We start from the raw sequence: 23,704 nt of genomic DNA on the forward strand, positions 1-23,704 counted from the left end.
GTACGAAGCCAGGCCCTTGGCACGTCGTTTTCGCTCCTGAACAGTCGATTCCCATGCGCGCCGCAACGGAATCGAGTGTTCAGGAGCGAAAACGACGGCGGGCTAGCGCAACGACTGTGTGGCACGGAGCAACACGGCAGCGTGGTGGTGGAGCGACACGACGGTGTGGGTGCGCGCCGCAGCTCAGTGGTCGAGGTTCTCGTACAGAGGCAGTGCCCAAGGCCGACCGCTTGGCCCCGTCGGGGCCGGTGTACCGCACGCGGAAGCGGCCCAATGGCAGGCCGGTGACGGTGCCGAAGGCCAAGCGGGTGGCGCGGGCTGGCATGGGGGTCCTCTCCCGCAGCGCCCGGCGACTCCATTGGTCACGATTGGTCACGCGTGCACGTTTCCAGCGAGACGGCGCCGTCCCCTCGGCTGAGGAATCGGCGCCGTTTCAACGGAAAGTCATGGAGCGAGTGACGGGAATCGAACCCGCGTGTGCAGCTTGGAAGGCTGCCGTTCTACCATTGAACTACACTCGCCTGAGAACCGCGGAGCGGTCCAGGTCAAGGCTCAACCCTCAGAGCTCAGTGCTCCAGGAGGCCGGTCTTGTAGGCCTTCGCCAGGCGGCGGGGCACGGTGATCTCGCGGCCCGCGACGCGGATGGTGTTGAGCTCGGTGAGCTCAGCCTTCCACTGCGAGCGGCGGTTGCGGGTGTTGCTGCGGGACATCTTCCGCTTCGGCACTGCCATGAGCCCGCTCCTTCCAAAGTCTGGGGATCGCACGATCCATCGAAAACTGGACCGGGGGACACCATAACGACTTCCGCAGAGAACCTTCCACCCCGCTACCCTGCTTCGGCGTGTGAGATCAGTCCCTTGCTCTGGGACCAGGCCCTGTCCTGCGCGGAAGCCGTCCACACGCGCAGCACACGCATCTGGGAGGATCACGCCATGTCTTGCGCCTCCTCCCCCTCCATCCCTTCCCCGGTCCTGACACTGGCACGCCAACCTCACCCCGAGACCGACCTGGAGGTCAAGCGCTCTCACTTCCTCGCCCGCGCCGCACGCACCGACTCCGAGGAGGAGGCACGGGCCTTCATCGCCTCGGTGCGCGCGGCGCACCCTACCGCCCGGCACCACTGCTCAGCCTTCATCGTCTCGGTCCCCGGCGCGCTGCCCGTCGAACGCTCGTCAGACGACGGCGAGCCCTCCGGCACTGCCGGGCAGCCCATCCTGGAGGTGCTGCGAGGAACGGGGCTCACCAACACCACCGTCGTCGTGACCCGCTACTTCGGCGGCACCCTGCTGGGGACCGGCGGGCTCGTGCGCGCCTACTCCGACGCCGCCGCCCAGGGCCTGACCGCGGCCTCACGGGTCCGGCTCGTCACCCGCTACCTGTGGGACGTACGCGTTCCCGTCACTGACGCCGGCCGCCTGGAGGCGGATCTGCGTGCCCACCCAGACCTCAGTGTCGAGGAGACGATCTGGGGGCCGACCCACGCTGTCGTCCTGCTGGCCACGGACTCACCCGACCCTGCCTCCCTTGCAGATCTGCTCGCCTCCCTCACCCAGGGTGAGGCGGTTCCCGAGCCGGCCGGCAGCGCCGTCGTCGAGCTGCCCGTCTGAGTCCTGGCGTCTCGATCGTCGCAGGTCACCATGCGGACGTCTTGACGTCCTGCCCGCCGCAGGGACTATTGTCTCCTCAACCAGTCAGGCGCGGCCCCACACCGAGCCGCCACCCAGGAGAGGAGGACCCCACATGATGACCATCAGCATCATGTGTGCGATGTCCCTCTCCTGCTGCCAGTGTCGGTAGGGCGCCAGGCCACGAGCTTGGGTGCGCGCTCCCGCGTACCTGCCCGGCGCTCAGGGCACCTGCCCGCACCTGTACCAGCAGCGTCCTCCGCTGCGTACCCCTACCTGCACCTCTGACTGACACCTCCTCCGGGACATCAGTACCCGGGGTTCTCACAAGGAAGAAACCATGACCTACCTGTCCAACATCACCGAGGCCGTCGGCGGCACCCCCCTGGTCAAGATCAACCGCGTCGTCTCCGGCCCTGCCACCGTCCTGGCCAAGGTCGAGGCCTTCGAGCCCGCCAGCTCAGTCAAGGACCGCATCGCCCTGTCAATCGTGCGCGCTGCGGAGGAGTCCGGCGCCCTCAAGCCCGGCGGCACGATCGTCGAGGCCACCAGCGGCAACACCGGTGTCGGCCTGGCGATGGTCGGTGCGGCGCTCGGCTACCACGTCGTCATCACCATGCCCGAGACCATGAGCAAGGAGCGGCGCGCCATCATGCGCGCCTTCGGCGCCGAGCTGGTCCTCACCTCTGAGGGCGGGGTGGCCGGAGCCGTCAAGAAGGCGCAAGAGATCCAGGCAGCCACCGAGAACTCCATCCTCGCCTCCCAGTTCACCAACCCGGCCAATCCCAAGGTCCACCGCGAGACCACCGCGCTGGAGATCCTGGAGCAGGCCGGCAGCCTCGACGCCTTCGTCGCAGGCATCGGTACCGGCGGGACACTGACCGGCGTGGGCACGGTCCTGCGCGACAAGGTTCCCGGCATCAAGGTCTACGGCGTTGAGCCCGCCGAGTCCCCGCTGCTGAGCGAGGGCCACGCGGCCCCGCACAAGATCCAGGGGCTGGGCCCGAACGTGGTCCCCGAGATCCTGGACCAGGACATCTGGGACGAGCTGCTCCACATCACCTCCGAGGACGCCCTGACCTATGCCCGTCGCGCCGCGAGGGAGGAGGGCCTGCTGGTCGGGGTCTCCTCCGGCGCCGCCCTGGCAGCCGCGGACCTGCTCTCCCAGCGCCCGGAGCTGGAGGGCAAGACCATCGTCACGGTGCTTCCTGACACCGGCGAGCGCTACCTGTCGACGCCCCTGTACGCCGACTACCTCAACTGAGCACCACGCCCAAGGCGCGGTCCCTGCGGGTGAGTGTCCCTGAACCAATCCCGTGAGCCGACGGCGGCTCCCCCTGGGAACAGGGGAGCCGCCGTCGGCGTTCGCCTAGTGACCCGCTTCTTTCACCACCAGGACTACCCATGCGATCAACCCACCGCTCCCTGCTCCGTACGGCCAAGGAGGACCTGGCCGCCGCACGCCGCCAGGACCCTGCGGCACGCTCCAGCCTTGAGGTCGCTCTGCTCTACCCAGGTGTGCACGCGGTGTGGGCCTACCGCCTGGCTCACCACCTGTGGGGATCGGGGCATGCCTTCGCCGCACGGGCGATCTCCCAGACCGCCCGCAACCTCACCGGCATCGAGATCCACCCCGGTGCCACCATCGGCCAGCGCTTCTTCATCGACCACGGCATGGGCGTGGTCATTGGGGAGACCGCGCAGGTGGGCGACGACGTCCTCATGTACCACGGCGTAACCCTGGGCGGGGTCTCGACGAACCCCGGCAAGAGGCACCCCACGATCGGCAACAACGTCCAGATCGGGGCCGGCGCCAAGGTCCTCGGGCCCGTCACGGTCGAGGACGGCGCCAAGATCGGGGCGAACGCCGTGCTGGTGAAGAACCTGCCAGCAGATCACGTGGGAGTTGGCGTGCCAGCACGCGTGCGCGACCCGCGTACCGACCCCGAGCTCATGCTCGATCCGACGATCTACATCTGATAACGCTCCCTCTGCTGCCGATGGACAACCTTTTCGTTAGTCGGACAACCTAAAACCCTGTGTTTCGGTTGTCCGACTAACGAAAAGGTTGTCCATCGGGGGGCGGGCAGGTCAGCGCACGACGACGCCGCTGGCCAGGTCACGCAGGCGGCGGAAGACCTCTCCCCCGCTGGCGCGCGAGCCGTTGTGCTCGTACTCGCTGGTCACCCACGTGCGCAAGCCAGGCATGAGGGCCGCCGTGGCCAGGGAGGTCTCCATGGGCACGTACACGTCCCTCGCGTACACTGCCGCGGCTCCACGCACCCCACCGGCAGCCAGGCGTGACGGGTCGTAGAGCCCCGGCCACTCCTGCTGCGCCACGAGCTCGGCCACCTCACGCCACGGGCGCAGCGTCGCGTCCTCGCTGAAGAGCTCCGGACGGACGTGCTCCCCGGTCAGCAGCGTGGGGTCCTGGTCAAAGGCCGCCGGCCGCACGCGTGCCGCGGCCCAGTCGGTGACGCCGCCGTCGGCCCAGCAGGACTCGTGGATCACCGCGTACAGCGGGAAGCGCCCGCCGAAAGCCAGTAGCTGGCCAAGGTCGTAGCGGAAGGCCCAGCTGGACGGATCACGCTCCAGCAGGTAGTGCAGGGTATCTGTACCACCGCTGGCGCCCAGCAGCGATCCCAGCGAGCGCAGGCGCTCCGGCCCCACCGGCTCACCATTCGACGTCATCAGCCCGCCGCGCCCGGCCAGCTCGGCCAGGCGGGCCATCGTCTCCCGGTCACCGGGGTAACGCCGGTAGTGCTCCTCGGACTTGGCCTGCATGGCCTCGTAGGTCAGGGAGTAGACCTCGTCGATCGAGCGTCCCACAGCCGGCAGGCCGCCGGTGAGGTAGATGGTCTCCAGGCTGTCGGGGTGAGCACTGGCGTAGCGGATCGTGCAGAAGCCACCGAAGGACTGCCCCAGCAGGCTCCAGCGCTCGATCCCCAGCTCGCGGCGCAGGTCCTCACAGTCCTCAACGATCTCGTCGGCACGGAAGTGCGTGAGCAGGCGTGCTGTGCCCTGGGCGTCTCCCCCGGCGTCGGGATGGTCGATCGGCGTGGAGGCCCCCGTACCGCGCTGGTCGAGCAGGATGACACGGTAGTGCTCCAGCACCGCACCCAACCAGCCGGCTCCGCCGTCGCCGGCTGGACGCGGCGACTCGCAGCCCGGCCCGCCTTGGAGGAAGACGAGCGCCGGCAGGTCACTCGGGGCGCAGTCCCCGGCCTGGCGCCGGGCGACCTCACGGGCGTAGACCGTGATCTGCCTCGATCCGTCAGGAAGAGTGTCGGAGTCTCCCGAACGGTCCAGGGGCACCCGCAGGTGCAGGTCGCGGGAGAACAGCCCTGCGACCGAGGTGGTCCACGGGCTGGTGCGCAGGCGGGTCGAAGCACTCACAGGGCCACGCTACCCAGTGGCGGCCCGTGGCCACCGACGTCTGGTCGTCCATGTCCTTGCGGGCGTCAGCGCCGCTGGCACCCGGGGCACCAGAACAGGCGCCGCCCAGCCACCTCCTTCTCACTGACCGGCGTCCCGCAGCGCAGGCAGGGCCGCCCGGTTCGGTGGTAGACGTACCAGCGTGCCGCTTCCTCGTCCCCCGCCGGGACCGGCTCAGGCACGTCCTCGGGATCGACGGTGGTGATGAAGCCCGTGGCCACGCCGTACTCCATGAGCGGGACCAGGTCCTCCCACAGTCCTCGCAGTCGCTTCTCACTCACCCGGTTGCCGGCCACGAAGGGACTGACCCCGCCTCGCAGCAGCGTCTCCGCACGGTAGATGTTGCCGACTCCGGAGATCACTGACTGGTCCATCAGCAGCTCGCCGACCGCCTTACGACGACGGCGCACGGCATCCACAAAGACCCGCGCGTCGCCGTCGGGCCTCAGTGGATCGGGGCCGAGACGACGGCGCACGGCAACCACCCCAGAGGCGTCCAGGACCTCGCAGGCCGCCGGTCCGGTCAGGTCGGCCACTCCGTGCTCGCTCTCTAGCCGCAGGCGCACCGCGCCGCGGGGCCCAGGCGCCCGCCACTGACCAGGCGAGGGAGCCGGAGACAGGCCTGCGGCGTCGTCCCCACCAGACAGGCCCGACAGGGCTGAGCCGCCGCCGTGAGCCAGGGCGTGCTCACCACGCTCACCCACTCGCCGGCGGGGTGCCCCGATGGCGTGGGGCGCGGTAAAGGTGGAGTCACCGTCGAAGGTCCACGAGCCGTACAGCCCTAGGTGGACGCGCAGCCAGGTCACCGGGGCAGAGGCGTCGTCATCCGCCTCCCCAACCGTGCAGGCCCCTCCTGGCAGCCGGAAGGGGACATCGGCCTCGGGAGCGAAGGCCACGAAGAGGTGCTTGCCGTGGGCCTCGGCTCCCAGCAGCACCTGGCCGTCCAGGCTCTCAGCGCCAGCGGCAAAGCGCCCCTGCGGGGAGGACACGTGCAGGCGCCGGCCTCCGAAGAGCTCGCTGAGGGCAGCGGCGAGCCGGTGGATCGTGTGTCCTTCAGGCATGGGACAGACCGTAGCCCACTGAGTCACCGTTGCTCATCAGACACGTGGTTGTGCGTGCGGGACCGGCGTCTGCACGTGACGAGGCTACCGGTCCCGCACGCAACACCACGTTCTCGCCGTCAGTCTCCGACGTCATTGCTCTCAGGCCTGGTGGTGGGCGCGCTCTCAGGCCTGGTGGTGGGCGCGCTCGTAGTCCAGGACCTGGTCGATGCGTCCCTGGTGGCGCTCCTCGCCGGAGAAGGGCTCAGCCACGAAGGCGTCGAGGATCTCGATCGCCTCCTCGGTCGAGTGCTGACGGGCGCCGAGACCAGCAACGTTGGCGTCGTTGTGCTGACGGGCGAGCCTGGCGGTCTCGACGTTCCAGACCAGCGCCGCGCGCACGCCGTCCACCTTGTTGGCCGCGATCTGCTCACCGTTGCCCGAGCCTCCCAGCACGATGCCGAGCGAGCCGGGGTCGGCCACTACCGCCTCGGCGGCGGCGAAGCAGAACTCCGGGTAGTCATCGAGACGGTCGTAGACGTAGCAGCCGTGGTCCACGACCTCGTGGCCCTGCTCGGTAAGGTGGCTGACGAGCACGCCCTTGAGCTCGAATCCAGCATGGTCCGTTCCGATGTGAATACGCATGGCCGCAATTGTGCCTCACGCGAACAGCGCACGCCGACCGTGGACGCGATCCGGAACATCCGACGACGGCCACTAGGTTGTCACCATGACTGAGACCACAGCGACTCACGCCGCCCCTGTCCTGGCCGGAGTGCTGGACACCGCTGCCGCTGACACCAGCGTCCGGGTCCAGGACGACCTCTTCCGCCACGTCAACGGAACATGGCTGTCCACCGCCCCGATCCCGGCGGACCGCCCCAGCGCCGGCTCCTTCTACGACCTCCGTGACGCCTCTGAGGAGGCCTGCCACACGATCCTGGAGGAGCTGGCTGCCTCCCAGCCCGACCTTTCGACGCCGTCCGGCAAGATCGCTGGCCTGTACGCCGCCTTCATGGACGCCGAGCACATCGACTCCCTCGGCGCCCAGCCCCTTCAGGCTGAGCTCTCCCCGGTCCTGGCTGCCCCTACCAAGGAGGCCCTGGCTCGGCTGCTCGGCGCCATGATCGCCACAGGCTTCACCGGCGTGGTCGGTGTGGACGTGGAGAACGACCTCAACGACCCCGAGCGCTACACCACCTGGGTCGGCCAGGCCGGTATCGGACTGCCCGACGAGTCCTACTACCGCGAGGACGCCCAGGCCGAGGTCCGCCAGGCCTACGTCTCGCACGTTGCCACGATGCTGCGCCTGGCCGGGGTCGCGTCCGACGACGCAACCGCCTCCCAGGCGGCGGAACGTGTCATGTCCGTGGAGACCGCCCTGGCCAAGGGCCACTGGGACCGGGTGGCCTGCCGTGACATCGAGAAGATGAACAACCCCCGTAGCTGGGAGGAGATCGTTGCCGCCGGTCCAGGCTTCCCGTGGGGCTCCTGGCGCGAGGGTATCGAGTCGGCCGCCGCCGCAGCGGGCGCCGAGGCGGGTGACTTCCTCGTTCACACGATCGTCGAGCAGCCTGACTACCTCGCCCACGCCGCCAGCGTGTGGCGCTCCACGGACCTGGAAGACCTCAGGCTGTGGGCGGCGTGGCACCTGGTCCACGGCCGGGCGACGCTCCTGTCCTCCGACTTCGTCAACGAGAACTTCGCCTTCTACTCCCAGCGCCTGCAGGGTGTCGACGAGCTGCGCCCGCGGTGGAAGCGTGGCGTGGGCCTGGTGGAGGCGTGCCTGGGAGAGGCACTGGGCGAGATCTACGTCGAGCGCCACTTCCCGCCCTCGCACAAGGAGGCGATGGAGACCCTGGTCGCAGACCTCATCGAGGCCTACCGCCAGTCCATCTCGTCGCTGGAGTGGATGGGCCCAGCCACGCGCGAGCGGGCGCTGGACAAGCTGGCCCAGTTCACCCCGAAGATCGGTTACCCGACCACCTGGCGCGACTACTCCGCCGTCGTCATCACGCCTGGGGACCTGCTGGCGAGCGTGCGCAGCGTCGAGGCCTTCGACCTCGCCCGCGCGCTGCGCAAGCTCGCCGAGCCGGTGGACCGCGACGAGTGGCACATGACCCCGCAGACGGTCAACGCCTACTACAACCCGACGATGAACGAGATCGTCTTCCCGGCTGCCATCCTCCAGCCGCCCTTCTTCGACCCTCAGGCTGACGCCGCCGTCAACTACGCCGGCATCGGCGCGGTGATCGGTCACGAGATCGGGCACGGCTTCGACGACCAGGGCTCAACCTTCGACGGCACCGGCAAGGTCGTAGACTGGTGGACCGACGAGGACCGCAAGGCCTTCACCGAGCGCACCAAGGCACTCATCGCCCAGTACGACGCCTTCCAGCCCGCCTCGCTCATGGCCAGGGCCGAGCGTGAAGGCACCCCGCTGACCGAGGTGCCGCACGTCAACGGCGCACTGACCATCGGGGAGAACATCGGGGACCTGGGCGGGCTGGGGATCGCGCTCAAGGCCTACCGCCTGGCGCTGGCTCGCGAGGGTGTCAGCTCGGTGGCCCAGGCGCCTGTCATCGACGGGCTCAGCGCGCTGGAGCGCTTCTTCTACTCCTGGGCCCGGATCTGGAGGGGCAAGAACCGGGACGAGCAGGCCGAGCTGCTGCTGACGATCGACCCCCACTCACCTGCGGAGTTCCGCTGCAACGGGATCGTGCGCAACGTCGATGCCTTCTACGAGGCCTTCGACGTGGCCCCGGGTGACGGCCTGTGGCTGGCGCCCGAGGAGCGGGTGAGCATCTGGTGAGCCACGGCGTTGCCTCCTACCTGTCAGCCCTGAGCGCCTCCAGGTACCGCGCCACGGCCCGCGCGAGGTTCTCCGGCCCCTCTCTCAGCGCCTGCTCCACCGCGACCGTCTCGTCCACGATCGGTACCAGACGCGCCCCCATCTCCTCCAGGGCGCCGGCCCCTGGACGGATCCTGCCTGCGAAGACCACGCACGGCACGCCGGCGGCACGTGCCACCTGCGCCACTCCCGCCGGGGTCTTGCCCGCAGCCGTCTGCGCGTCCACCGAGCCCTCGCCGGTAAGGACGAGGTCCGCGCCGCGTACCGCCTCCTCCAGGCCGACGGCGCGAGCCACGAGCTCGGTCCCCGGCACCAGGCGCGCCCCCAGAAACGCTCGCAGCGCGAAGCCTAGACCACCCGCCGCGCCTGCCCCGGCCTCCCGGGCAACCTGCTGCTGCCCGGTGACCTCGGCCAGGTGCCCCAGCACGGCGTCCAGCTCAGCGACCTGCGCCTCACGCACACCCTTCTGCGGTCCGAAGACAGCCGTGGCTCCGCACGGACCGGTCAACGGGTTGGTCACGTCGCAGGCCGCCTCGATCTGAGTACCCGCGAGCGCCGGGTCCAGCCCGGACAGGTCGCTGCTGTCCACCGCGCCCAGCAGCGAGGGGCAGGCGGGAGCCACCTCCCGCCCCTGTGAGTCCAGCAACCGCGCTCCCAGCGCCGTCAGCATGCCCATCCCGCAGTCATTGGTGGCGGAGCCGCCGATCCCCAGGAGGATGCGTCGCACGCCGCGGGACAGAGCGTCACGGACCAGGAGCCCGAGCCCGGCGGTCGTCGATGCCATGACGTCCCGGTCGTCCGGCGCCACGAGCTCAAGCCCGGCACAGCTGGCCACGTCCATCACCGCGCGCTCCCCGGCCAGGCCGTAGCGCGCCCGGACCGGGCGTCCCAGGGCGTCGGTCGAGCTGGCCTCGACCGTCCTGGCTCCCCAGGCAGAGGTGACCGCGTCGACAAAGCCCTCACCACCGTCGGACATCGGGACGCAGCAGACCTGCGCCCGTGGCAGCGCCGTGTGCACTCCCCGCTCCATCGCCAGTGCCGCCTGGCGCGCGGTCATCGACTCCTTGAACGAGTCCGGTGCTGCCACGACTCTCATGACTGCTCCTCCCGCTGTCCGCTCCCACCGAGGCTAGCCGAGGCCCGGACGCTGTGCGCCTTGGGTCACGCACCAGGCGGTGAGAGGATGGCAGGCGGTGCCGCTCCGCCGTCGGGCCCGCCTGCGGCGGGACGCGTCGGTCGCGAGCCGTGCACCGCCAGCCGACCCAGACGAAGGAGACCCCATGCCCGGTCAGAACCTGACCCGCGAGGAGGCGGCCAAGCGCGCCGAGCTCCTCACCGTCGCCAGCTACGACATCGCCCTGGACCTGACCCGCGGCGAGGAGACCTTCCGCTCCGCCACCACCGTGCGCTTCAGCGCGACGCCGGGTGCCGCTACCTTCATCGACCTCATCGCCCCCACCGTCCACTCGATCGTCCTCAACGGCAAGGACCTGGACCCGGCCGAGGCCTACGTAGACTCGCGCGTCGCCCTAGACGATCTCCAGGACGACAACGAGCTGACCGTCGTCGCGGACTGCGCCTACATGCACACCGGCGAGGGCCTGCACCGCTTCACCGACCCGGCCGACGGCGAGACCTACCTCTACTCCCAGTTCGAGGTGCCGGACTCACGTCGCGTCTTCGCCGTCTTCGAGCAGCCTGACCTCAAGGCCTCCTTCACCTTCACCGTCACCGCCCCGGCAGGGTGGACGGTCTTCTCCAACTCGCCCACCCCGGAGCCCGTCGCCGGCGAGAAGGACGGTTCCCAGGTCTTCTCCTTCGCTCCTACCGAGCGCATCAGCTCCTACATCACCGCGATCGTGGCAGGTCCCTACCAGGGCGTGACCAGCTCCTACACCAGCGTTGACGGCCGCGAGATCCCGCTGGGCACCTACTGCCGCGCCTCGCTGGCCGAGCACATGGACTCCGAGGAGATCCTGGACATCACCAAGCGGGGCTTCGCCTTCTACGAGGAGCTGTTCGCCACCCCCTACGCCTTCACCAAGTACGACCAGGTCTTCGTGCCCGAGTTCAACGCCGGTGCCATGGAGAACGCCGGGTGCGTGACCCACCGCGACGACTACATCTTCCGCTCCCGGCCCGTCGAGGCTCGCGTGGAGCGCCGCGCCGTCACCATCCTCCATGAGCTGGCCCATATGTGGTTCGGGGACATGGTGACGATGACCTGGTGGAACGACCTGTGGCTCAACGAGTCCTTCGCCGAGTACACCTCGACCCTGGCCACCGCCGAGACCACCCGCTTCACCGACGCCTGGACCACCTTCCAGGCGCTGGAGAAGACCTGGGCCTACAACCAGGACCAGCTCTCCTCCACCCACCCCATCGCAGCCGAGATCAAGGACCTGCACGACGTCGAGGTCAACTTCGACGGCATCACCTACGCCAAGGGCGCCTCGGTGCTCACGGCGCTGGTGGCCTACGTGGGCCGCGAGTCCTTCTTCAAGGGCATCGCCTCCTACCTCGCCTCCCACGCCTACGCCAACGCCACGCTGGCTGACCTGCTGGCCGAGCTGGAGAAGACCTCCGGACGCGACCTGGGTGCGTGGACGAGGGTCTGGCTCCAGGAGGCCGGGGTCACCACCCTGCGCACGGAGCTGGTCACCGACGCCGACGGCGTCATCACCTCCGCCGCCGTCCTCCAGGAGATCCCGCAGGGCTCTCCGGCGAGCCTGCGCCCCCACCGTGTGGCGATCGGCAGCTACGACCTGGTCGACGGGGTGCTGACCCGTACCGGCCGGGTCGAGCTGGACGTGGACGGTGCCCGCACCGAGGTTCCCGAGCTTGTGGGGACAGCTCGCGCTGACGTGCTCGTCCTCAACGACGACGACCTCACCTATGCCAAGGTGCGTCTGGACGACGCCTCGCTGCAGGCCGGCCTGGCTGGCATCGCCTCCTTCACTGACTCCCTGCCTCGCTCGATCGTGCTCGCCTCGGCATGGGACATGGTGCGCGACGCCGAGATGCCGGCCTCGCGGTTCCTGGCCGCGGCCCTGGAGGCGCTTGAGGTCGAGACCCACTCCTCGGTGGTCCAGGGCCTGCTGGCCCGGGTCACGACCTGCCTGTCCTTCTACCTGCCGCCGGCCGCCCGCAAGGCAGCAGCTCCGGGCGCCGCACAGTCGCTGCTGGAGCTGGCTCGCGCCGCCGAGCCGGACAGCGACAAGCAGCTGCAGCTGGTGCGTGCCGTGGCCGCCCACGCCGTCACTGACGAGCAGACCGCGACCGTGTCCGCCTGGCTCGACGGCTCCGAGACCCTGGAGGGTCTGAGCGTGGACCAGGACCTGCGCTGGGAGCTGCTTACCGGACTCGTGGCCGCTGGCAGGGCCGGTGAGGAGGAGATCGCTGCCGAGGAGCAGCGCGACCGCACGACCACGGGCCGCGAGCGCGCTGCCCAGGCCCGGGCGACTCTGCCCGTGCCCGAGGCCAAGGCTGCGACCTGGCGTGCGCTGGTGGACAGCTCCTCGATGCCCAACGAGACCCAGGTCAGGACGCTGCTGGGCTTCGCCTCCGTGGAGCGTCACCCTGAGCTGCTCGTGCCCTTCGTGAGCGAGTACGTGCGCGAGGCGGACGCCATCTGGGCCTCTCGAACCTTCCACATGGCTGAGAACCTCCTGTCCGGCCTGTGGTCGGTGTCCACGGTGGGCCTGGAGGGCGCCGACCCGGTGGGGGCGCTGGAGGGCTGGATGACCTCGCACGAGGACGCTCCTGCCGCCTTGCGCCGTATCGTGAGCGAGAACCTGGACGACACCCGCCGCGTGGCCGCCGTCCAGACGCGCGAGCTGCAGGGCTGAGCGCGGGCAGGCGGGAGCGCGCGCCCGGGCCGGTCCCGCCTGCTGGCTGGCCGACTGGCGACGGCGCCCCTGACCACTGCGGTCAGGGGCGCCGTCGTCGTCTCTTGCGGATGTCGGCTCAGGCCTTGCGAGCAGCCTCAGCGTTCTTGCCAGTGGACTCAGCCGCAGCCTTCTGTGCGGCCGTGAAGGAGTCGGTCTCGTCCTCCTCGCGACCCGGCGTGGCGAAGCCAAGCTTGATGATGAGGAAACGGAAGAGGAAGTAGTAGATGACGGCGTAGACCAGGCCGATGACTGCCAGCAGGATCGGGCCGCCCACCGCGCCACCGGACAGCTCGGCCGACTTGCCGAAGTTCAGCACGTAGTCGATCGCACCGGCGGAGAAGGAGAAGCCGTCCTTGATGCCCAGGGCGTTGACCAGGGCCAGCGAGGTGCCCGTGAGTACGGCGTGCACCGCGTAGATCGGGAAGGCCACGTAGGCGAAGGCGTACTCCAGGGGCTCGGTGATACCCGTGATGAAGGCGGTCAGGGCGACCGAGACCATGAGGGCACCGGTGGCCTTGCGCTTGGCAGGCTTGGCGGTGTGCCAGATCGCCAGGGCGGCAGCCGGCAGCGCGAACATCATGATTGGGAAGAAGCCGGTCATGAACGAGCCCGTCCAGGCGTTGGTGCCGTCGACACCTGAGAAGAAGCAGGTGAGGTCACCGTGCGCCACGCTGCCGTCAGCGGTCTCGCACTGTCCCAGCTGGAACCACGGGATGGAGTTGAGCAGGTGGTGCAGGCCGAACGGGATGAGCAGACGGTTCGCGGTGCCGAAGACGAAGGCCGCCAGCGCCGCGGCGATACCGCCCTCGGTGCCAGCGTTCATGAGCCAGCCACCCAGCTGCTCGTTGATGAGCCAGTTGAAGGCCGGGTAGATCAGGCCCATGACGAGGGCGATGACGACGGCGGCGGCCGAGGTCACGATCGGGACGAAGCGGCGCCCGCCGAAGAAGGCCAGCCAGTCGGGCAGCTTGGTGCGGTAGTACTTCTGCCACAGCAGAGCGGCGACGATCCCCATGACGATACCGCCCAGGACGCCGTAATTGATCGTGTTCTCCTCAGGCGTCTGCCCGCCGGCGCCCCAGTAAGGCGCCAGGGCGCCGAGCACGCCGGAGAAGACGAGGTAGCCGATGAGGCCGGCCACGCCGGTGGATCCGTCAGACTTGCGGGCAAAACCAACAGCAACGCCGACGGCGAAGATGAGAGGCAGGTTGCTGAAGACAGCGTTGCCGGCGGCGCCCAGGACATCGGCGACCGGCTGCATCCAGCTCAGGTGCTGAGCGAGCCCGTCGGCCCCCAGCATGTCAGCCTGTCCCAGGCGCAGGAGGAGACCTGCGGCAGGCAGCGTGGCGATCGGGAGCATCAGGGAGCGCCCAAGTCGCTGGGCGACGGCGAAGACGCCACCCGATTTCTTCTTGTCAGACACGTTGTTCTCCAGTGTTCGGGAGGGAGCGGCGGCGGTGCCGCAGGGGTGCTGCCCACAGGGACAGTCATGGTCCGGCTGGGCGACGACGCACAGGTCTGGACCAGTGATACCAGCAAAGACCACGTGCCGGCCGATGTCAAGCACCTCGTTCTCCCGGTCGCCGTCAGGACGCAGAGCCGACCGCGTCAGAGGTTTTCCCACACGGGACGAGACGGGGCACAATGACCTTGTCAACCCCGCCGCCACGAGTCACGAGCCGCCCATGTCTCCACTCACTCCCCCGGGCCCCGCAAGGACGCGAGTCAAGCACGTCGCCGTGCGCGAGTACCTCCTCACCCTCATCGCCGACGGCCTGGGTACCGGGGACGCGATCCCCTCCGAGCGTGAGCTGTGCGAGGTCTTCAAGGTCTCCCGCATGACGGTGCGACAGGCGGTTGACACCCTCGTGGCCGACGGCGTCCTGGAACGCCATCAGGGCAAAGGCACCTTCGTGGCCCCGCCCAAGATGGACCTCCAGCTGCGCCTGACCTCCTTCCGTGAGGAGATGCAGCGGCGCGGCATGACCCCGGGGGCGGTCTTCCTCACGGCACAGACGGTCTCCGCCCCCACCCCGGTAGCCAAGGCCCTTGAGCTGGAGCCGGGAGCGCAGGTCCACCACCTACGCAGGCTGCTGACAGCAGACGCCTCCCCGATGGCGATCGAGGAGAACTGGATCCCGGCCACCATCCTCCCTGACCTGCTCCGCGGCCCCCTGACGTTCTCGGTGTACAACGAGCTGGCCAAGGTCGGTACACCACCCCAATGGGGCGAGGACGTCATCGAGGGCCACACCGTCACCTCCGAGGAGGCGGCCCTGCTGGGCGTGCCCGAGCGGTCCCCCGCGCTCGACATCACACGCCGGGCCTTCCACGAGCACCTGGCGGTGGACTACTCCAGGTCCCTGTACCGGGCTGACAGATACACACTGTGGGTGCCGGTCGCAGCCCCGGGACCCAGGCGCCGGCGTCCCGACCACGCTGGTTAAGCCACACACGCCCACGAGGCTATCCTTGGTGCCGTCCTCGACGCTTCCCGGCGCAGGGATGGACAAGCGCACAGCAGCCGGTACCATGGGCAACTGGTATGGACCACTCGTCCGGTACCGGGCGATGATGCCCGGACCGCACGCGCGCCCCACCGCATCTACCCGTGACGGCACCAATCTCAGGAGGACCCCATGTCCCAGGCCCAGAAGATCGTTGACGCTCTTGGAGGATTCGACAACATCGTCGAGATCGAGCCATGTATCACCCGCCTGCGCTGCGAGCTGGAGGACGGCTCGTTGGTCGACGAGCCCCTGCTCAAGCAGGCCGGCGCCCACGGCGTGGTCATGATGGGAGACATCGTGCAGGTCGTCGTCGGCCCCAACGCTGACACCATCGCCGAGGACATCGAGGACCTGCGATGAGCCTGGCCGTGCGGGCGCCGCTGGCCGGCACCGTCGTCGCGGTGGAGCAGGTCCCCGACCCGGTCTTCGCCGGCAAGTTCGTGGGGCCGGGGGTAGCCATTGACCCCTGCCGCGTCGGCGACGTCACCGCGGTTGCGCCGATCGACGGCACGGTGGCGAAAGTCCACCCGCACGCCTTCATCGTGGTAGGCGCTGACGGTCGCGGTGTTCTGACCCACCTGGGCCTGGACACCGTCGGCCTGGCCGGAGCCGGGTTCGTCGTGCACGTGGAAGAGGGGGACACGGTGCGTGCCGGGGACCCGATCGTCACGTGGAACCCGGGCGAGGTCGAGGCCGGTGGGCTCAACCCCATCGTCCCGGTCATCGCGCTGGAGGCCGACGAGGCCGCCCTCGCCCTGGCTGAGGCGGGGACGGAGCTGGCCGCGGGACAGACGGTTCTCGACTGGTCCTGAGCCTCACGGTCCCCTACCCCGCGGGGTGGTCGACGACGGCGGACAGCGGGTTGCGCCGTCGTCGACCACCGTCAGCCGCCGGTCCCGCGCTCCGCTGCCGGCCTGTAGCCGCTCAGTGACTGCCAGGCCGCTCCTGCCCCACGCTCTGGCGCACGCAGGCCAGCAGGCTGGCCAGACGCGCGTTACCCGGAAGGTCGTCGACGAGCACGATGTCGCCTGCGCCGTCGACCAGCGGCTGCTTCCAGTTGGGGTACTCCTGGTCCGTCCCTGGCTGGTTCTGGGCGCGACGGTCACCTACGCCGTCGACCAGCGCCACTGCCATGAGGGCGGCGGGCGTGCGCGCGACGTAGCGGTGCAGGGCCTCCACGACCTCCCGCTCCGACGGCTCCTGGCCGAGCAGGTCGTGCTCACGCAGGCGCGCCAGCATGCGTTCGCGCTCCAGACGAGCCTCAGCACGGACCTGCTCCACGGGCTCGGTGAGCAGTCCCAGGCTCTGGCGCAGGGCCACGTGCTCGTCCGCCAGGTAGCCGGCGGTCGGAGGCAGGTCATGGGTGGTGACGGTCGCCAGGGACAGGTGCCGGTAGGCCTCAGGCTGCTTGGGCCAGCCGTCGTCCTGCTTCTCGAACCACAGCACCGCCGTGCCCAGGATGCCGCGGCTGGCCAGGTAGTCACGCACCCACGGCTCGACCGTGCCCAGGTCCTCACCAATGATGACCGCGCCGGCCAGGTAGGCCTCGAGCATGACGATGCCGACCATCGCCTCGTGGTCGTATCGCACGTAGGCGCCCTGGTCCGCGCCCATGCCCTCGGGGATCCACCACAGGCGGAACAGCCCGATGATGTGGTCCACCCGCAGCGCGCCCGCGTGGCGCAGCACCGTGCGCGCCATGTCCCGCAGCGGCTGGTAGGCGTGCTCAGCCAGGTACACCGGGCTCCACGGCGGCTGGGACCAGTTCTGTCCCAGCTGGTTGTACATGTCCGGCGGGGCGCCCACGGCCATGCCTGGCGCAAAGGCCTGAGGAGTCGTCCACACGTCCGCCCCTCGCGGGTGGACTCCGACGGCCAGGTCCTCCATGATCCCCAGCGCCATGCCCGAGGCCTTGGCCTCTGCCTGTGCCCGGCACAGCTGCTCGTCAAGCACCCACTGCAGCCAGGCGAAGAAGTCGATGCGCTCGGTCAGCGTACGTGCCTCGTTGGCTACGAAGGCGGAGTCGGCCTCGCGCAGCCGCTCCGGCCACTGTGCCATCGGACCGTACTTCTCCGTCAGCGCGCTCCACAGGGCGAAGCGCTCCAGCCCCTGGCCCTGCTCGGCGCGGAACCGCTCGAAGTCACGCTGGCGCGCACGTGAGCGCCCGGCCGCGAAGATGACCTCCAGAGCCTCGACCTTGGCCTTCCAGGCGGCGTCCCGGTCGATCGGCGCCGTTGAGAGGTTCGTGGGCTGCACCTCCTCAGCAGCCCACTGGACCAGGGAGCGTCGCGGCCCGGAGAGCCTGGAGACCTCCAGGATGTTCTCCGGGCGGATGTAGATCGGGTTGACGAAGCGGCGGGTGACCGGAAGGTAGGGCGACGGCGTCATCGGCACAGTCGGCTCAGCCGCGTGCAGGGGGTTGACGAGGAGGAAGTCCGCCCCCTCGTCCCCGAGGAAGCTCAGGATCTCCGTCAGGTCGTCCAGGTCGCCGACTCCCCATGAGCCCCGTGAGCGCGTGGAGTACAGCTGTGCCATGGCGCCCCAGCCACGGCTGCCCAGCGCAGCGGGCAGCTCCAGGCGATCGGGAGTGACAGCGAGCGCCGCGGTCACGGTCCTGGCAGGTCCGGCCCAGCTGTCGCCGACGTGCACCACGATCTCGTGCCAGCCCAGCGGCAGGTCCGCGGGAACGATGACGGTAGCCTGCCCGGTCATGACGCCGTCGACCTCGCGGGCCGGCGTCCAGTCCTCAGCCTGGCTGAGGTCGCGCACCTGCCCGTCAGACAGGCGCACCTCCACCCGGAGCGGTGCGCCGTCGGGCAGGTGGACGGCGACGGGCCTGTCAGCGCCCGCACGGGCCACGACCGTGGCTGGCAGGACCTGGCGCCAGGGAGCGAGCTCGGCCTCACGGAGAGCGGCCTCGACCTCCTCCTCGGTCGAGGCGGCCACCCCCAGGGCCGCCAGCACGGCGACCAGGGTCTGGCTGGAGGGAGCGGCGGGGTTGCCGCGGAAGTCCCAGTGCTGGGTCGTCACCCCGTGAGCCTCGGCGAGCTGCCGGAGCCGCTCGGTGGCGGGGGCAGGAGCGGGGGAAGTGTCGGTCATGACGGAACTGCCTTGTGCTCAGGCGCCGACGGCGCAGGTGGACCAGGAGGGCGAGGGAGCCTGGGTGCCCGAGAGCCGGTTGATCGGTGCCCCGGTGCACCGTCGGGAAGGCTTCCTTGCACCTTGCTGCAAGCGTTTCACACACTGTAGCGCCGCGCCAACCTCAATGGTGGCGCGGCGCTCAGGAAATACGGATCCCAGGACACCTCTCCAGCCGTACCGCGTGGGAGGCACCCTGACGGCCAGGGCAGCCCTCAGTCGAGCGTGGCGATCTCAGCGGCCAGGTCGTCCGCGGTCGGGCCGACGACGACCTGAACCACCCGGCCCGAGCGCACCACACCGAAGGCGCCGGTCGCCCGCAGGGCCTCCTCATCGACCTTGTCCTGGTCCACGACCTCCACGCGCAGGCGCGTGATGCACGGCTCCAGGTCCGTGATGTTCTCGCGTCCGCCCAGCCCCTCGACGATCTGCCTCGCGTTACTCATACCGTTCCCCTTTCACTGCGTCGTGTCCGTTCTCACCTTATCTCAGATCCGCCCTCCACTATTCACCCGATGGCGGAATGGCGCACTCGGCCCTCGCAGGAGGGCACAATGAAGGTGACCACCTCTCCGGCACCGCTGAGGAGCGATCCCTATGCCAACGCCTCACGCAACACCGACCGCTCTGACCGGGATCGGCGTGAGCCCTGGGCTGGCGGCCGGGCCCGTCGCCCGGATGGCTCCCGGCATCCAGGAGCCTGCTATCGAGACCCTGGACCCCGGCCGCCAGACCGAGCACGAGTGCGAGCGCGTCGCCGAGGCTGCCCAGACCGTCAAGGCCGGTCTGGAGGCCTCCGCGGCCGAGGCCAAGGGTGAGGCACGCACCTTGCTGGAGATGACGGCGCAGATGGCGGCCGACCCCACCCTGACCTCAACCGCCCAGGCGCTCATCCGTGAGCGCCAGCTGGTACCCGAGCGCGCCGTGTGGGAGGCCGCGGGGACGCTCTCAGACATGCTGGAGTCCCTGGGCGGCTACATGGCCGAGCGCACGCGGGACGTCGCCGACGTACGGGACCGTATCGTCGCGGTCCTGACCGGCTCCCCCGTGCCCGGTGTCCCACGCCTGCCCGAGCCCTTCGTCCTGGTCGCCGAGGACCTGGCCCCGGCGGACACAGCGCTGCTGGACCCCGAGAAGGTCGTCGCCTTCATCACCTCCGAGGGAGGCCCGACCTCCCACACCGCCATTCTCGCCCGCGCGCTGGGTATCCCCGCGATCGTGGGGACCGGCACCCAGGTGACTGACGCCCTGACGGAGGGAGCCACGGTCCTGGTGGACGGCACCAAGGGCACCATCACGATCTCCCCCAGCCAGGACGAGCTCGACCGTGCCCGGGAGCTGGCGAGCCGCGTACGCGAGTTCAAGGGCGACGGCGCCACCAAGGACGGTCACGAGGTCCAGCTCCTGGCCAACGTCGGCGACGCCGCCGGAGCCCGTGCCGCAGCCGAGGCCGGAGCCATGGGGATCGGGCTGTTCCGCACCGAGTTCTGCTTCCTGGACCAGCCTGAGGAACCCACCGTCGACGCCCAGGTGGAGGCCTACCGCGGGGTGCTGGAGGCCTTCCCGGGCAAGAAGGTCGTGGTACGCACCCTGGACGCGGGAGCGGACAAGCCCCTGCCCTTCCTCACCGACGCCACGGAGGCCAACCCGGCGCTGGGCGTACGCGCCTACCGCACGACCCGCCGCGACCCCGAGGTGCTCGACCACCAGCTGGAGGCCCTGGCCAAGGCTGAGGCCCTGACCGAGGCCAAGGTCTGGGTCATGGCACCGATGATCTCGACCGCCCAGGAGGCCAGGGCCTTCACGGACAAGGCACGGTCCTACGGCCTGAGGACCGCAGGCATGATGATCGAGGTCCCCTCGGCCGCCCTCATGGCGGACAAGATGTTCGAGCACGCTGACTTCGCCTCGGTGGGCACGAACGACCTCACCCAGTACGTCATGGCAGCCGACCGCCTCCTGTCCTCCCTGGCGGACCTGTCCACGGCCTGGCAGCCCGCGGTCCTGCGGCTGATCGCCACCGCCTGCCAGGGAGCCGAGCCCCACGGCCGCCCCGTAGGCGTGTGCGGCGAGGCGGCAGCCGACCCGGCCCTCGCCGTCGTGCTCGTGGGCCTGGGCGTTGCCAGCCTGTCCATGACGGCACGCGCGCTGCCGGACGTCGACGCCGTCCTGAAGTCCGTCACCCTGGCTGAGTGCCAGCGCGTCGCGTCCCTCGCCGTCGGCTCAGCCACTGCCGAGCAGGCGCGCGAGGCGGTACGCGCTGAGCTGCCCGTCCTGGAGGAGCTGGGTCTGTGACTCACTCGCGCCCACAGCCTGGAACCTGCCCCGTGACCTCCCCCTACCCGGTACCGCCAGCCGCCGAGGAGCCGCTGGGGTCAGTCACGCGCGTGCTGGCGCTCAGCCCCGTCCCCGCCGCCAGCGAGGACCAGGAGAGGGCTGACGCCTTTACCGCGGGCTCGCTGCCCCAGCTGTCGGGGAGGGTGTACGGAGGCCAGGTCGTGGCGCAGGGGCTGCTGGCCGCTGCGGCGACCGTGGTCCCTGACGAGGACGGCCCGCGCCTGCCGCACTCGGTCCACGCCTCCTTCATGCGCGGGGGCCAGCCGGACGAGCCCATCCGCTTCGAGGTCGAGCGCCTGCGCGACGGTCGCTCCTTCACTCAGCGCCGCACTACCGCCCTCCAGCAGGGCAAGGCCATCCTGTCCATGATCACCTCCTTCCAGGAGACCCAGCCCGGCACCGCGGTCCAGCTGGAGGCCCCCGAGGTCCCAGGCCCCGAGGAGCTGCGTAGCGCCCTGGAGATCTTCCGGACCATCAACCACCCGGTCGCCAAGTTCCTGGGGCGCACCGCAGCCTTCGACCTGCGCCACGTGGAGGACAACCTCTACCTGCGCCCGGCCGCCGAGCGCTCGGGGCGCCAGCACCTGTGGGCCCGCGCCCGCGGCACGGTTCCCTCCAGCGCCTCACAGACCGTCCACCGCGCTCTGCTGGCCTACATGTGCGACCAGATCATGCTGGAGCCGGCGCTGCGCAGCCAGGGCCTGTGCTGGCAGACCCCGCAGATGAGCCTGGCGACCCTCGACCACGCCCAGTGGTTCCACCGCGACGTCGACGTCAACGACTGGCTGCTCTTCGTCCAGGACTCTCCCACCTCCCAGGGTGGGCGGGCCATGGCCCGGGCCGAGGTCTTCAGCTCCACGGGGCAGCTGGTCTCCACCATCGCCCAGGAGGGCATGATCCGCACCCCTGGCCCCGAGGCCACGGACCAGGCCGGTCACGGCCGCTGGGCGATCCGCCTGGACGACGGCGCTGGCGCAGACCCTCACGTAGGCTAGGCAGCGGAACCGCACCCGAGGACGCAGCCTGCGCTGCGCCGTCGGAACGCGCGCGAGGCACGCCGCTGCCTCGACCCCGCAACGACACGAAAGGCGTACCTCCCCCGTGGCTGAGTACATCTACCAGATGATCCGGGCCCGCAAGGCCCACGGAGACAAGGTCATCCTCGACGACGTCTCCATGTCCTTCTTCCCCGGCGCCAAGATCGGCATGGTCGGCCCCAACGGTGCCGGTAAGTCCTCGATCCTCAAGATCATGGCCGGCCTGGACCAGCCGTCCAACGGTGAGGCCCGACTGACCCCGGGCTACACGGTGGGCATCCTCCTCCAGGAGCCACCGCTCAACGAGGACAAGACCGTGCTGGGCAACGTCGAGGAGGGCGTGGCCGAGATCAAGGGCAAGCTCGACCGCTTCAACGAGATCTCCGCCCAGATGGCCGATCCCGACGCAGACTTCGACGCCCTCATGGAGGAGATGGGCAGGCTCCAGACCGAGATCGACGCCGCGAACGCCTGGGACCTGGACTCCCAGCTCGAGCAGGCCATGGACGCCCTGCGCTGCCCGCCGCCGGACGCCGAGGTCAAGCACCTGTCCGGTGGTGAGCGCCGCCGCGTGGCCCTGTGCAAGCTGCTGCTGGAGGCCCCGGACCTGCTGCTGCTGGACGAGCCCACCAACCACCTGGACGCCGAGAGCGTGCTGTGGCTGGAGCAGCACCTGTCCACCTACAAGGGCGCCGTCATCGCCGTCACCCACGACCGCTACTTCCTCGACCACGTGGCCGAGTGGATCGCCGAGGTCGACCGCGGTCACCTCTACCCCTACGAGGGCAACTACTCCACCTACCTGGAGACCAAGGAGAAGCGCCTGGAGGTCCAGGGCAAGAAGGACGCCAAGCTCGCCAAGCGCCTCAAGGAGGAGCTGGAGTGGGTACGTTCGTCCGCCAAGGGACGTCAGGCCAAGTCCAAGGCACGTCTGGCCCGCTACGAGGAGATGGCGGCCGAGGCCGAGCGCACCCGCAAGCTCGACTTCGAGGAGATCCAGATCCCGCCGGGCCCGCGCCTGGGCAACATGGTGCTGGAGGCCAAGCACATCTCCAAGGGCTTCGACGGGCGCACGCTCATCGACGACCTGTCCTTCACGCTGCCGCGTAACGGTATCGTGGGCATCGTCGGTCCTAACGGCGTGGGTAAGACGACCCTGTTCAAGACCATCGTGGGCCTGGAGCCGCTGGACGAGGGTGAGCTGAAGATCGGGCAGACGGTCAAGCTCTCCTACGTCGACCAGAACCGCGCCGGAATCGACCCCAGGAAGACTCTGTGGGAGGTCGTCTCCGACGGTCTGGACTACATCCAGGTCGGCAACGTGGAGATGCCCTCACGCGCCTACGTGGCCTCCTTCGGCTTCAAGGGCGCCGACCAGCAGAAGCCTGCCGGCGTGCTCTCCGGCGGTGAGCGCAACCGCCTCAACCTGGCACTGACCCTCAAGCAGGGCGGCAACCTCATCCTCCTGGACGAGCCGACCAACGACCTGGACGTCGAGACGCTCTCCAGCCTGGAGAACGCTCTGCTGGAGTTCCCTGGCTGTGCCGTCGTCATCACCCACGACCGCTGGTTCCTCGACCGCGTGGCGACCCACATCCTGGCCTGGGAGGGTACTGAGGAGAACCCGGCCTCCTGGTACTGGTTCGAGGGCAACTTCGCCTCCTACGAGGAGAACAAGGTGTCGCGCCTGGGCGCTGACGCCGCTCGCCCGCACCGGGTCACCTACCGGAAGCTGACGAGGGACTGAGGCCTCCCCGGACAGTCATGACGACGGCGCCGCCCACCTTTGCTGGAAGGTGAGCGGCGCCGTCGTCGTAGGACTCTGCGTCGCTCTCGCTCGT

General features: G+C 69.6%; 19 protein-coding genes and 1 tRNA gene. 11 read left to right on the forward strand and 9 right to left on the reverse strand.

Going from position 1 to position 23,704, the window contains the following annotated elements; genetic code table 11:
• Window positions 1-447 precede the first annotated feature (447 nt).
• Window positions 448-521: transfer RNA gene (locus HRL51_RS08120), tRNA-Gly, on the reverse strand.
• Between the two features lie 45 nt (window positions 522-566).
• The gene (gene rpmF, locus HRL51_RS08125) at window positions 567-731 is read right to left on the reverse strand and encodes a 50S ribosomal protein L32 (protein ID WP_006548624.1); all 165 of its coding nucleotides are present in this window, start codon (window positions 729-731) and stop codon (window positions 567-569) included.
• 201 nt (window positions 732-932) lie between these two features.
• Here rpmF and HRL51_RS08130 point away from each other — a divergent pair, with 201 nt between their 5' ends.
• The 3 genes from HRL51_RS08130 (at window position 933) to epsC (ending at window position 3,605) form a co-directional block, all read left to right on the forward strand.
• The gene (locus HRL51_RS08130; protein WP_172191207.1) at window positions 933-1,607 is read left to right on the forward strand and encodes an IMPACT family protein; all 675 of its coding nucleotides are present in this window, start codon (window positions 933-935) and stop codon (window positions 1,605-1,607) included.
• A 358-nt stretch (window positions 1,608-1,965) separates the two neighbouring features.
• Entirely contained in the window at window positions 1,966-2,889 is a 924-nt protein-coding gene (gene cysK, locus HRL51_RS08135; protein WP_172120211.1) for a cysteine synthase A, read from the forward strand.
• A 140-nt stretch (window positions 2,890-3,029) separates the two neighbouring features.
• Window positions 3,030-3,605, forward strand: a complete 576-nt coding sequence (epsC, locus tag HRL51_RS08140) for a serine O-acetyltransferase EpsC (RefSeq protein WP_172191209.1) — start codon at window positions 3,030-3,032, stop codon at window positions 3,603-3,605.
• A gap of 111 nt (window positions 3,606-3,716) precedes the next feature.
• On the opposite strand, the gene HRL51_RS08145 is transcribed toward epsC, so the two are convergent.
• The 3 genes from HRL51_RS08145 to HRL51_RS08155 all read right to left on the reverse strand — a co-directional run bounded on the left by HRL51_RS08145 (window position 3,717) and on the right by HRL51_RS08155 (window position 6,745).
• Window positions 3,717-5,021, reverse strand: a complete 1,305-nt coding sequence (locus HRL51_RS08145) for an alpha/beta hydrolase (RefSeq protein WP_172191211.1) — start codon at window positions 5,019-5,021, stop codon at window positions 3,717-3,719.
• Window positions 5,022-5,086: 65 nt separating this feature from the next.
• Window positions 5,087-6,121: an Fpg/Nei family DNA glycosylase gene (locus HRL51_RS08150; protein WP_172191213.1), complete on the reverse strand. Its 1,035-nt coding sequence runs from the start codon at window positions 6,119-6,121 to the stop codon at window positions 5,087-5,089.
• Between the two features lie 165 nt (window positions 6,122-6,286).
• A complete protein-coding gene (locus HRL51_RS08155) occupies window positions 6,287-6,745 on the reverse strand; it encodes a ribose-5-phosphate isomerase (RefSeq protein WP_172120215.1) in 459 nt (152 codons plus the stop codon).
• A gap of 85 nt (window positions 6,746-6,830) precedes the next feature.
• Here HRL51_RS08155 and HRL51_RS08160 point away from each other — a divergent pair, with 85 nt between their 5' ends.
• Window positions 6,831-8,912, forward strand: coding sequence for a M13 family metallopeptidase (locus tag HRL51_RS08160; RefSeq protein WP_244960140.1), 2,082 nt, complete (start codon window positions 6,831-6,833; stop codon window positions 8,910-8,912).
• Between the two features lie 16 nt (window positions 8,913-8,928).
• On the opposite strand, the gene HRL51_RS08165 is transcribed toward HRL51_RS08160, so the two are convergent.
• Entirely contained in the window at window positions 8,929-10,047 is a 1,119-nt protein-coding gene (locus tag HRL51_RS08165; protein ID WP_172191215.1) for a glycerate kinase family protein, read from the reverse strand.
• A gap of 184 nt (window positions 10,048-10,231) precedes the next feature.
• Between HRL51_RS08165 and pepN the strand changes: the two genes are divergently transcribed.
• The gene (pepN, locus tag HRL51_RS08170) at window positions 10,232-12,799 is read left to right on the forward strand and encodes an aminopeptidase N (RefSeq protein WP_172191217.1); all 2,568 of its coding nucleotides are present in this window, start codon (window positions 10,232-10,234) and stop codon (window positions 12,797-12,799) included.
• A gap of 118 nt (window positions 12,800-12,917) precedes the next feature.
• Here pepN and HRL51_RS08175 read toward each other — a convergent pair whose 3' ends face one another.
• Window positions 12,918-14,264 (reverse strand): PTS transporter subunit EIIC, encoded by a 1,347-nt coding sequence (locus HRL51_RS08175; protein WP_172191952.1) that lies wholly within the window; start codon window positions 14,262-14,264, stop codon window positions 12,918-12,920.
• Between the two features lie 262 nt (window positions 14,265-14,526).
• Between HRL51_RS08175 and HRL51_RS08180 the strand changes: the two genes are divergently transcribed.
• From HRL51_RS08180 to HRL51_RS08190, 3 genes are all read left to right on the forward strand, one after another.
• Window positions 14,527-15,288: a GntR family transcriptional regulator gene (locus HRL51_RS08180; RefSeq protein WP_172191219.1), complete on the forward strand. Its 762-nt coding sequence runs from the start codon at window positions 14,527-14,529 to the stop codon at window positions 15,286-15,288.
• Window positions 15,289-15,480: 192 nt separating this feature from the next.
• Window positions 15,481-15,711 (forward strand): PTS sugar transporter subunit IIB, encoded by a 231-nt coding sequence (locus HRL51_RS08185; RefSeq protein WP_172120220.1) that lies wholly within the window; start codon window positions 15,481-15,483, stop codon window positions 15,709-15,711.
• A complete protein-coding gene (locus HRL51_RS08190; protein ID WP_172120221.1) occupies window positions 15,708-16,163 on the forward strand; it encodes a PTS sugar transporter subunit IIA in 456 nt (151 codons plus the stop codon). The genes HRL51_RS08185 and HRL51_RS08190 overlap by 4 nt, the downstream gene beginning before the upstream one ends.
• A 112-nt stretch (window positions 16,164-16,275) precedes the next feature.
• On the opposite strand, the gene malQ is transcribed toward HRL51_RS08190, so the two are convergent.
• Window positions 16,276-18,450 carry a 4-alpha-glucanotransferase gene (malQ, locus tag HRL51_RS08195; protein WP_172120222.1) on the reverse strand — a complete coding sequence of 725 codons (2,175 nt, stop codon included), beginning with the start codon at window positions 18,448-18,450 and terminating at the stop codon, window positions 16,276-16,278.
• 254 nt (window positions 18,451-18,704) lie between these two features.
• Window positions 18,705-18,935 carry a PTS sugar transporter subunit IIB gene (locus HRL51_RS08200; protein WP_172120223.1) on the reverse strand — a complete coding sequence of 77 codons (231 nt, stop codon included), beginning with the start codon at window positions 18,933-18,935 and terminating at the stop codon, window positions 18,705-18,707.
• A 151-nt stretch (window positions 18,936-19,086) separates the two neighbouring features.
• Here HRL51_RS08200 and ptsP point away from each other — a divergent pair, with 151 nt between their 5' ends.
• The 3 genes from ptsP (at window position 19,087) to ettA (ending at window position 23,610) form a co-directional block, all read left to right on the forward strand.
• Window positions 19,087-20,784 (forward strand): phosphoenolpyruvate--protein phosphotransferase, encoded by a 1,698-nt coding sequence (ptsP, locus tag HRL51_RS08205; protein WP_172120224.1) that lies wholly within the window; start codon window positions 19,087-19,089, stop codon window positions 20,782-20,784.
• Window positions 20,785-20,816: 32 nt separating this feature from the next.
• Complete coding sequence (locus HRL51_RS08210; RefSeq protein ID WP_172120225.1) at window positions 20,817-21,821, forward strand: acyl-CoA thioesterase; 1,005 nt, start codon at window positions 20,817-20,819, stop codon at window positions 21,819-21,821.
• A gap of 106 nt (window positions 21,822-21,927) precedes the next feature.
• The gene (ettA, locus tag HRL51_RS08215; RefSeq protein WP_172120226.1) at window positions 21,928-23,610 is read left to right on the forward strand and encodes an energy-dependent translational throttle protein EttA; all 1,683 of its coding nucleotides are present in this window, start codon (window positions 21,928-21,930) and stop codon (window positions 23,608-23,610) included.
• Window positions 23,611-23,704 lie beyond the last annotated feature (94 nt).

Source organism: Actinomyces faecalis, from assembly GCF_013184985.2.
Lineage (GTDB): Bacteria > Actinomycetota > Actinomycetes > Actinomycetales > Actinomycetaceae > Actinomyces > Actinomyces faecalis.

What these genes read in the sequence shown, in the direction of transcription:
- rpmF (WP_006548624.1), bottom strand. Translation starts at nt 731, where the DNA reads ATGGCAGTGCCGAAGCGGAAGATGTCCCGCAGCAACACCCGCAACCGC.
- HRL51_RS08130 (WP_172191207.1), top strand. Translation starts at nt 933, where the DNA reads ATGTCTTGCGCCTCCTCCCCCTCCATCCCTTCCCCGGTCCTGACACTG.
- cysK (WP_172120211.1), top strand. Translation starts at nt 1,966, where the DNA reads ATGACCTACCTGTCCAACATCACCGAGGCCGTCGGCGGCACCCCCCTG.
- epsC (WP_172191209.1), top strand. Translation starts at nt 3,030, where the DNA reads ATGCGATCAACCCACCGCTCCCTGCTCCGTACGGCCAAGGAGGACCTG.
- HRL51_RS08150 (WP_172191213.1), bottom strand. Translation starts at nt 6,121, where the DNA reads ATGCCTGAAGGACACACGATCCACCGGCTCGCCGCTGCCCTCAGCGAG.
- HRL51_RS08155 (WP_172120215.1), bottom strand. Translation starts at nt 6,745, where the DNA reads ATGCGTATTCACATCGGAACGGACCATGCTGGATTCGAGCTCAAGGGC.
- HRL51_RS08160 (WP_244960140.1), top strand. Translation starts at nt 6,831, where the DNA reads ATGACTGAGACCACAGCGACTCACGCCGCCCCTGTCCTGGCCGGAGTG.
- HRL51_RS08165 (WP_172191215.1), bottom strand. Translation starts at nt 10,047, where the DNA reads ATGAGAGTCGTGGCAGCACCGGACTCGTTCAAGGAGTCGATGACCGCG.
- pepN (WP_172191217.1), top strand. Translation starts at nt 10,232, where the DNA reads ATGCCCGGTCAGAACCTGACCCGCGAGGAGGCGGCCAAGCGCGCCGAG.
- HRL51_RS08180 (WP_172191219.1), top strand. Translation starts at nt 14,527, where the DNA reads ATGTCTCCACTCACTCCCCCGGGCCCCGCAAGGACGCGAGTCAAGCAC.
- HRL51_RS08185 (WP_172120220.1), top strand. Translation starts at nt 15,481, where the DNA reads ATGTCCCAGGCCCAGAAGATCGTTGACGCTCTTGGAGGATTCGACAAC.
- HRL51_RS08190 (WP_172120221.1), top strand. Translation starts at nt 15,708, where the DNA reads ATGAGCCTGGCCGTGCGGGCGCCGCTGGCCGGCACCGTCGTCGCGGTG.
- malQ (WP_172120222.1), bottom strand. Translation starts at nt 18,450, where the DNA reads ATGACCGACACTTCCCCCGCTCCTGCCCCCGCCACCGAGCGGCTCCGG.
- HRL51_RS08200 (WP_172120223.1), bottom strand. Translation starts at nt 18,935, where the DNA reads ATGAGTAACGCGAGGCAGATCGTCGAGGGGCTGGGCGGACGCGAGAAC.
- ptsP (WP_172120224.1), top strand. Translation starts at nt 19,087, where the DNA reads ATGCCAACGCCTCACGCAACACCGACCGCTCTGACCGGGATCGGCGTG.